The sequence below is a fragment of the Eubacterium sp. AF19-12LB genome (genome assembly GCF_003479125.1).
In the GTDB taxonomy this organism is placed as follows: domain Bacteria; phylum Bacillota; class Clostridia; order Lachnospirales; family Lachnospiraceae; genus Eubacterium_U; species Eubacterium_U album.
Map to the genome: position 1 here is coordinate 10,522 of NZ_QUGP01000017.1, position 9,491 is coordinate 20,012.

General features: G+C 28.6%; 10 protein-coding genes. 9 read left to right on the forward strand and 1 reads right to left on the reverse strand.

Translation table 11 applies throughout. The annotated features are described in order from the left end of the window. Nucleotides 1-120: 120 nt before the first annotated feature. Nucleotides 121-1,503 carry a chromosomal replication initiator protein DnaA gene (gene dnaA, locus DWX29_RS11855; protein ID WP_022089470.1) on the reverse strand — a complete coding sequence of 461 codons (1,383 nt, stop codon included), beginning with the start codon at nt 1,501-1,503 and terminating at the stop codon, nt 121-123. Nucleotides 1,504-2,019: 516 nt separating this feature from the next. Here dnaA and rpmH point away from each other — a divergent pair. The 9 genes from rpmH to DWX29_RS11900 all read left to right on the forward strand — a co-directional run bounded on the left by rpmH (nt 2,020) and on the right by DWX29_RS11900 (nt 9,391). Further along, entirely contained in the window at nt 2,020-2,163 is a 144-nt protein-coding gene (gene rpmH / locus DWX29_RS11860) for a 50S ribosomal protein L34 (protein WP_022089469.1), read from the forward strand. Between the two features lie 49 nt (nt 2,164-2,212). Then, nucleotides 2,213-2,560 (forward strand): ribonuclease P protein component, encoded by a 348-nt coding sequence (rnpA, locus tag DWX29_RS11865; protein ID WP_022089468.1) that lies wholly within the window; start codon nt 2,213-2,215, stop codon nt 2,558-2,560. Between the two features lie 88 nt (nt 2,561-2,648). Further along, on the forward strand, nt 2,649-2,885 hold the full coding sequence (gene yidD / locus DWX29_RS11870; protein WP_022089467.1) for a membrane protein insertion efficiency factor YidD: 237 nt from the start codon (nt 2,649-2,651) through the stop codon (nt 2,883-2,885). Nucleotides 2,886-2,895: 10 nt separating this feature from the next. Further along, nucleotides 2,896-4,152: a YidC/Oxa1 family membrane protein insertase gene (locus tag DWX29_RS11875; protein WP_022089466.1), complete on the forward strand. Its 1,257-nt coding sequence runs from the start codon at nt 2,896-2,898 to the stop codon at nt 4,150-4,152. Nucleotides 4,153-4,163: 11 nt separating this feature from the next. Beyond that, a complete protein-coding gene (jag, locus tag DWX29_RS11880) occupies nt 4,164-4,787 on the forward strand; it encodes an RNA-binding cell elongation regulator Jag/EloR (RefSeq protein WP_117910210.1) in 624 nt (207 codons plus the stop codon). Between the two features lie 169 nt (nt 4,788-4,956). Further along, a complete protein-coding gene (mnmE, locus tag DWX29_RS11885; RefSeq protein ID WP_118565928.1) occupies nt 4,957-6,336 on the forward strand; it encodes a tRNA uridine-5-carboxymethylaminomethyl(34) synthesis GTPase MnmE in 1,380 nt (459 codons plus the stop codon). Nucleotides 6,337-6,365: 29 nt separating this feature from the next. Beyond that, entirely contained in the window at nt 6,366-8,255 is a 1,890-nt protein-coding gene (gene mnmG / locus DWX29_RS11890; protein WP_118565929.1) for a tRNA uridine-5-carboxymethylaminomethyl(34) synthesis enzyme MnmG, read from the forward strand. A gap of 6 nt (nt 8,256-8,261) precedes the next feature. Then, nucleotides 8,262-8,981: a 16S rRNA (guanine(527)-N(7))-methyltransferase RsmG gene (gene rsmG / locus DWX29_RS11895; RefSeq protein WP_022089462.1), complete on the forward strand. Its 720-nt coding sequence runs from the start codon at nt 8,262-8,264 to the stop codon at nt 8,979-8,981. Between the two features lie 80 nt (nt 8,982-9,061). Continuing rightward, nucleotides 9,062-9,391, forward strand: coding sequence for a hypothetical protein (locus DWX29_RS11900; protein WP_022089461.1), 330 nt, complete (start codon nt 9,062-9,064; stop codon nt 9,389-9,391). Nucleotides 9,392-9,491: the final 100 nt, after the last annotated feature.

Below are 9,491 nucleotides of genomic sequence, written 5' to 3' on the forward strand. Positions count from 1 at the left end.
ATGTTAATAGCTTAAAAATATAAAAGTAGGATATTAACAATATATTAATAACATTTTAATACTGAAAATATAGTTATTAACATCAAAATAGTAGTTATTAATACAAAAATGTTAATAACTTCACTTCGTATTAAGCTTTTTAATAATAACTTCCACCATATTTTTAGTATTTATGTCTCTTGCCATTTCTTCTTTTATCTGATTAACTCCATATATTACGGTAGATGGATTGTCTTTATGAAGAGCTAATCCAATTTTCTTATTTGTCTCATCGGTAAGCGTTTTACAAATGTACATGCATACCTGTCTGGCATATGCTATTTCTTTAGAACGCTTCTTAGAAGCTAAATCATTAGGTGAAATTCCAAAATGATCAGCAACTACTTCGATAATTTTTTTACATGTTATTGTGTTATCTTCTTCAGGTGAAATATAATCCTTAAGAACATCTTTAGCAAAATCTAAATCAATAGTCTGATTGCTGATTTTACTAAAAGCAATAATCTTAGTTAATGAGCCTTCAAGTTCACGAATATTGAAAATAACATTTGTTGAAATGTAATCTAATACGTCATTAGGTATATCTATACCTTCAACTTCAACTTTCTTTTTCAAAATTGCCATTCTTGTTTCATAATTAGGACTTTGGATATCTACTGTTAATCCAGATTCAAACCTGTTAACCAATCTGTCTTCAAGTCCTTCTAAGTCCTTAGGCTTTCTATCTGAACTAATAACAATGGCTTTTTTATGCATATACAAATACTGGAAAGTATGGAAAAATTCTTCCTGAGTACTTTCCTTTTTCTGAAGAAACTGTATATCATCAATAAGTAAAACATCTACATTTCGATATTTTGCTCTAAAATCAGACATTTCCTGTTGATTACCGCTTTTATTACGTAGTGTTTCAATAAGTTCATTAGTAAAAGATTCACTTGTAGTATATAAAACCTTAGCGTTAGGATTTTTATTTAATACAAAATGACCAATTGATTGCATAAGGTGGGTTTTACCAAGACCTACACCTCCATAGATAAATAAAGGATTGTAGATTCCACCTGGAGACTCAGCAACTGCAAGAGATGTGTCGTGGGCTAAAATATTGTTAGAGCCTACAACAAATGTATCAAAAGTATATTTACTATTTAAATTAGCTTCAGCAATTCTGCTTGTAAGTGAAGCTGATTCATTAATTGTAATATGTTCTTCGGTTTCACTTGGTTCATCTTTAATGTCAGATGGTAAAACAAACTGAAGTTCAAGTTCCATTTTCATAATTTCTTCAATAGTTACTTTTAATGGAATCTGGTATTTTTTCTTTATATATTGAAGACCAAGCATCTCAGTTTCACCCTGATAAACTAAAGTTACGACATTGTCTTCAAAAGATTTAACCTGCAATGGTTTTATCCATGTTTTGAAGGAAACATCAGAAATATCGTAATCCTGTTTAAACGTATTGAGAATCTCAGGCCATTTTTCAATCAATGTAGAATACATAAATAATTCTCCTATTTTTTATAAAATAAACTTCTAAAAGTAAAAAAATGCGCAAAATTACACACATAATTATAATAGCAAAAAACAAAAATGTTTTCAACTTATATATAATAAAGAAGAAACTAATAAACGTGTAAAAATTTTGATGTAAAATAGAGAAAAAAGATTTTGTGGAAAAATAACGAAAAATTTTTGTAATAAGTTTACATAAAATAAAAAATAGGTTTACAAATAATTCGACAAAAAATAACAATAATTTTATTAATAAAAAAAGTTATTAATGTTAATAACTTATAAAAGTGTGAATAAATGGGAGGTAAAAGGAAAAAATAATGTGAGTTATTAACTTTTTATTAATAAAATGTTGATAACTGGTGTTAATTACCCGCAAATGTTATGTAAAGTAAATCAAAAAAATAATAAAAATTAACAAAAAATAAAATGCTTGACGTAAAATTAACTTGCCATTATAATTGAAATGATGTTTTATTATAGTGCGTAAGGAGGTGTATCGGAATGCATAAGGGTAAAATGACATATCAGCCAAAAAAGAGACAGAGATCAAAAGTTCATGGTTTTAGATCAAGAATGAGCACAGCAGGCGGAAGAAAAGTTCTTGCAGCTAGAAGAGCAAAAGGAAGAAAAGTATTGTCAGCATAGGCCGCAGTTTTGTGGCCTTTTTCTTTTCTTATTTTAAAGAGGTATTGTAATGAATAGTTATGACTCGCTAAAAAAGAATAGAGATTTTCAAAATGTTTATAAAAATGGAAAATCAAAGGCAAATAAATATTTAGTTATGTATGTACTTGAAAACCAATTAGATAGTAACAGATTAGGAATATCAGTAAGTAAAAAAGTAGGAAATAGTGTAATAAGACATCATCTGACACGTCTAATAAGGGAAAGCTACAGACTAAATAAAGAAATGTTCAATAGTGGTTTGGACATTGTCGTAATTGCACGTGAAAGTGCAAAGGACAGAAAATATAAAGAAATTGAAAGTGCATTGTTGCATTTAGGAAAAATCAATGGAATTCTAAATGAAAAAAGCATGTAAATAAGCTTTTTTATCATTTTAGAATATGTTTGTAACTTGAAAATGAAAAAAACTTCTATATGGTACATTTATGGGAGGGTATATGAAGATGATAAAGAAATTATCTAAAGGTATAAATTTTATTCTTATAGGATGTATAAAATTTTATAGAAAATTTATTTCACCTATGAAAATTACGCCTTGTTGCAGATTTATACCATCATGCTCTCAGTATGCCATAGAAGCTTTACAGAAATATGGACCTTTAAAAGGATCGTTTTTAGCCATAAAGAGAATTTTAAGGTGTAACCATTTCTCTAAAGGGGGCTATGATCCTGTGCCTTAAGGAGGAATAATTGGAATTATTATTAGCTACACAGCAGAGTGGTATATTAATGCCATTTGCTTGGATATTAGGAAAAATACTTGAAGCAATTTACTTTATTTTTTCTTCTATAGGAATTGAAAGTATTGGATTATGTATTATTGTTTTTACAGTAGTAATTAGAATGTTAATGCTTCCAAGTACAATTAAGCAACAGAAATTTTCAAAATTGAATTCAGTAATGAATCCGGAAATTCAGGCAATTCAGAAAAAATATAAAAATAAAGTTGATCAGGCATCACAGCTTGCACAGCAGGAAGAAATTAAGGCTGTATATGATAAGTATGGTGTTTCACCTACAGGAAGTTGTTTACAGTTACTTATTCAGATGCCTATTATCTTAGCTTTATATAGAGTTATTATGAATATTCCGGCATATGTAAGTTCTGTTAAAGATTATTATTTGACAATATTACAAAATATGAATGGAAGTCAGATTAAAGAATTCTTTACTTATAAAGTAGATTCATTTTCTGATTTAACAACACAGCAGGTTAATAATTGTATTGATGTTATGTCAGGATACAACAGAGCAACATTAAAAGTTGATGGATTTAGTTTAAGTAAATTAGTTGATACTATTGATAGTTCAGTAGTTGATAAAGCTTATGATCATATTCATAATATTAACAATTTCTTTTGTTATAACTTAAGTGATTCACCATCACAGATGCTTAAAGCAGGATTACCTATTATTTTAGTATTGTTAATTCCTGTATTAGCTGGTTTAACTCAGTTCTTAAGTGTTACATTATCAATGAAATTAAATAGTGCAGCAACAAATACACAGGATAATCCAATGGCCGGTTCAATGAAAATGATGAATATTATGATGCCATTGATGTCAGTTTATATGTGTTATATGTTTGCATCAGGTATTGGTATTTATTGGGTAACAAGTTCAGCAGCTATGATGATTCAGCAGATATTTATTAATATGCATTTAAAGAAAATGGATGTTAACGAAATTATTGAAAAGAATAAAGAAAAAGCTGAGCAGAAAAGAATTGCTAGAAATGAGAAAAACGGTGTTTATAGAGAACAGGTATTAAAGGCTGCATCTACAAATACAAAGTCAGTTTCAAGCAAAGCAAATTCAACTAAATCTTTTGCAGAAAAAGAAAAGATAATTGAAGAAGCTAAAATGAAAAATATGAAGAAAAAGAACGGTAGCATTGGTTCTAGAGTAAATATGGTAAATGACTTTAATGAAAGAAACAAAAAATAGAGGTGAAAGTGTTGGATTTTAAGGAATATACAGGAAAGAATATCGATGATGCTTTAACTAATGCATGTGTTGATTTAGGAACAACAACTGATAAGTTAGAGTATGAAGTTATTAGCAAAGGCAGTAACGGAATCTTAGGAATAGGAAGTAAGCCTGCAGTCATTAAAGCTAGAAAAAATCAGTCAATTGAAGACATTGCAAGAGAATTTTTAGGAAAAGTTTTTGAAGCAATGGAATTAACTGTAAAAATTAATATGGATATCAACGAAGAAGATGGTGTTGTAAATATTGATTTAGTAGGAGATGATATGGGAATACTTATTGGAAAAAGAGGGCAGACTCTTGATTCATTACAGTATCTTGTAAGTCTCGTTATTAATAAAGAAAGCGAAAAATATTTAAGAGTAAAATTAGATACAGAAAACTACAGAGAACGTAGAAAAGCTACTCTTGAAAATCTTGCTAAAAACATTGCATTTAAGGTTAAGAGAATTAAGAAACCGGTATCTCTTGAGCCAATGAATCCATATGAAAGAAGAATTATTCATTCAGCATTACAGAATGATAAATATGTTACAACAAAGAGTGAAGGTGAAGAACCATACAGACATGTTGTTGTAATCTTAAAAAGATAATAAAATATAACATAGGTAAACGTAGCAGTTATAACTGCTACGTTTTCTTTTTGAAAAATATGTGTTATACTAAATTATTATGGCTTATTATGTGGAGTTAATTTGCACATCTTGAGTAAAGAAAAATTAATGACAAAAAGTTGATTAATTTGAAAGGCTTGGTAATGAGATGAAAGTGGTTGATACAATAGCAGCAATTGCAACAGCATCAGGTAATTCCGGAATAGGAATAATAAGAGTAAGTGGTGATGAAGCAATTGAAATTGTAGATAAAATATTTAAATCAGTAAATAGTGATAAAAAATTAGTTAATGTAAAATCACATACAATTAACTATGGGCATATAGTTGATAATGATAAAGTAATTGATGAAGTAATGGTTTCAGTTATGAATGGACCACATTCATATACAGGAGAAGATGTAGTTGAAATTAATTGTCATGGTGGAATGATAGTTATTAGAAAGATATTGGAAATTGTATTAAAAAATGGTGCAAGAACAGCTGAGCCGGGTGAATTTACAAAAAGAGCTTTCTTAAACGGAAGAATGGATTTGTCTCAGGCAGAGGCAGTCATGGATGTAATAAATGCAAAAAATGAATTTGCTTTATCAAGTTCAATAGAGCAGTTAAATGGAAGAGTTTCTGAAAAAATCAAAAGCTTAAGAAAAAAAATTATTTATAATATAGCTTTTATAGAATCAGCACTTGATGACCCTGAGCATATAAGCATTGATGGATATTCAGATAAATTAAGTAAGATTCTTGAAGAGGTTAATGGTGAACTTTCAAGATTAATTAACAATTTTGATAATGGAAGAATTGTTAAAGAAGGAGTTAAGACTGTAATTTTAGGCAAGCCAAATGCAGGAAAATCTTCTTTATTGAACTTACTTCTTGGGGAAGAAAGAGCAATTGTTACTGATATAGAAGGAACTACAAGAGATACTCTAGAAGAAAGCATTAATTTAAATGGTGTCTTTCTTAATTTAATTGATACTGCGGGCATTAGAGATTCTGAAGATGTAGTTGAGCAAATCGGTGTAAATAAGGCAAAAGAACTTGCTGAAAAAAGTGATTTAGTTATATTTGTAGCAGATGCATCGAAAGAATTAGATGAAAATGATAAAGAAATTATTAATTTGATAAAAGATAAACAGGCAATTGTTTTACTTAATAAATCTGATTTAGGAACAATTATAAACGAAAAGAATGTTTCTGAATTTGACAATAAACCTGTAATTACATTTTCTGCAAAAACAGGAGATGGGTTGGATGAATTAGAAAATAAAATAAGAGATTTATTTTATGAAGGAAAAGTTAAATATAATGATGAATTGTATATAACAAATGCAAGACAAAAAGAATCACTTATTAATGCAAAGAATAGTATTGAAGAGGTTATAAAATCAGTAGAGAATGATATGCCTGAAGATTTTTATTCTATTGATTTAATGGATGCATACACATATTTAGGACAAATTATTGGTGAGAGCGTAGAAGATGACCTTGTAAATGAGATATTTAGTAAGTTTTGTATGGGAAAATAATAAAAGTTCTATTTGGAGAGGAAAATAAAATGGCACATGTAGAAGAAAAATATGATGTAGTAATTATAGGAGCGGGACATGCAGGATGCGAGGCGGCACTTGCGTCTGCAAGATTAGGAAATAATACTATTGTATTTACAGTAAGCGTAGATAGCATAGCTTTAATGCCATGTAACCCTAATATAGGTGGAACTTCTAAAGGACATTTAGTAAGAGAAATAGATGCTCTTGGTGGAGAAATGGGAAAAAATATAGATAAAACATTTATCCAATCTAAGATGTTAAATAAATCCAAAGGACCTGCAGTTCATTCATTAAGAGCGCAGGCTGATAAACAGGAATATACAAGAGAAATGAGAAAAACTCTTGAAAATACAGATAATTTAACAATAAGACAGGCTGAAGTTGCAGAAATTTTAGTTGAAGATGGAAAAATAACAGGAGTAAAAACAGCATCAGGTGCAGTTTATTATGCAAAAGCAGTTGTTTTGGCTACAGGAGTTTATTTAAAAGCAAAATGTATATACGGAGATATTTGCCAATATACAGGACCAAACGGTCTTATGGCTGCAAATTTATTAACTGATTCTTTAATTAAGAATGGCATAAAAATGCGTAGATTTAAAACAGGTACTCCGGCAAGAGTAGATAAACGTTCTATAGATTTTAGTAAAATGGAAGAACAGTTTGGTGATAAAAAGGTAGTTCCTTTTTCATTCGAAACAGACTTTGAAAGTGTACAAAAAGAACAGATTTCATGCTGGTTAACATATACAAATGAAGAAACTCATAAGATTATAAGGGATAATATTAACAGATCCCCATTATTTTCAGGAATGATTGAAGGTACGGGACCTAGATATTGCCCTTCAATAGAAGATAAAGTTGTAAAATTTGCAGATAAAAACAGACATCAGGTTTTTATAGAACCGGAAGGAATGTATACAAATGAAATGTACTTGGGTGGAATGTCATCATCATTACCTGAGGATGTTCAGTATGCTATGTACAAAACAGTTCCGGGACTTGAAAATGTTAAAATTGTACGTAATGCATATGCAATAGAATATGATTGTATAGAATATGGACAATTATTGCCAAGTCTTGAGTTTAAGAATATTTCAGGATTATTTAGTGCAGGTCAGTTTAATGGAAGTTCAGGATATGAAGAAGCTGCAGCACAAGGAATAATTGCCGGAATTAATGCTGCAAGAAAAGTTCAGGGAAAAGAAATGCTGGTTCTTGATAGATCACAAGCATATATTGGAGTATTAATTGATGATTTAGTTACAAAGGAAAGTCACGAACCTTATAGAATGATGACTTCAAGAGCAGAATACAGATTATTATTAAGACAGGATAATGCCGATCTTAGATTATCAAAGATTGGATATGAAATTGGATTGATTTCAAAAGAAAGATATGATTATGTTTGCTATAAAGAGAAAGTAATTAAAGAAGAAATAGAGAGATTAAATAAATATGCGATAGGTGCTAACAAAAAAGTTCAGGAATTTTTAGTATCTGTTGGCAGTACTCCACTTAAGACAGGAACAACATTAGCTGAATTAATAAGAAGACCTGAATTGGATTATCAAAAAATAAGTCATTTTGACGATGAAAAGAAAGACTTACCTGAAGATATTGTTGAACAAATAAATATAAATATTAAATATGATGGTTATATTTCAAGACAGATGAAGCAGGTTGCTCAATTTAAAAAGTTGGAAAATAAAAAAATACCTGAAAATTTTGATTATACATTGGTATCAAGCTTAAGAAAAGAAGCAGTTCAGAAACTTACATTGTATAAACCTATAAACATAGGACAGGCGTCTAGAATATCAGGTGTTTCACCAGCTGATATTTCAGTTCTTCTTATATATATGGAACAGCATAAAAAAATAAATAAAAAGTAGGTATATATGGATAAAATTGAATTTATAAGAAATCATATTGAAAAATTAGATATAAATATTAGTGAAGAACAATGTTGTCAATTTCTTAAATATTATGAAATGTTGGTTGAAAAAAATAAGGTAATGAATTTAACAGGTATTACAGAGTTTGAAGAGGTTGTTGAAAAGCATTTTGTTGATAGTTTATCTTTAGTTAAAAGTATTAAATTAAATGGAGATGAAAGTCTGATTGATGTTGGAACCGGTGCAGGATTTCCCGGAATACCTATTAAAATTATGTTTCCAAATTTGAAAATTACTCTAATGGACTCTTTAAATAAAAGACTTCTCTTTTTGAATGAAGTAATAAATAAACTTGGATTGGATAAAATTGAATTGGTTCATGGTAGAGCTGAAGATTTAGGAAAAAATTCTAATTACAGAGAAAAATATGATTTATGTGTATCAAGAGCAGTAGCTAATATATCAACACTTTCAGAATATTGTATTCCATTCATTAAATTAAATGGCTACTTTATTTGTTACAAAGCTGATGGATGCATGAATGAAATTAATATTGGAAAAAATGCAATTAAAGTATTAGGTGGAGAAATAGAGGAAATTGTTGATTTTAATTTACCTGATACAGATATAAAGAGAAAAATTATTAATATCAAGAAAATAAAAAACACACCTAAAAAATATCCTAGAAAACCAGGGTTACCTTCAAAAGAACCTATAATATAAGTTTATGTATATTGGTTAAATGTATCTATGTAATTACAAATACAGATATAGGCTAATTATTTAGTTGTTAGGAGTAAAATATGAAAAAAACTAAAGAATATTTAGAAAACAGAATTAAAAAGCTGACAGATGAGAGAAAAAAATGCGTTTCTAAATATAATAGTAATAGGCAGAAAATAATAGAGACAAATATTATTATAGAGAGAATGAAAAGTATATCAGATGAAGCTTTAGAAATATTTTCACCTAAATTTAGAGAAACAAATACATTTAATCAGCATGAAATAAAGGAATTAGGAACCAAGATTGTTACTATAGCACAAATTAACAATGAATTAGCTGAAAATATAAAAAAAATAGATAAAGAAATATCAGAAATAAATGTTTGTTTAAAAGAAATAAGTAAGTAGTTAAAAGAAGGAATGTTTCACGTGAAACATTCCTCTTTTTATTGAAAACTAGATAAATTAACTTAAATAATCAATTAATTATAAATTGAAAATAATTAAA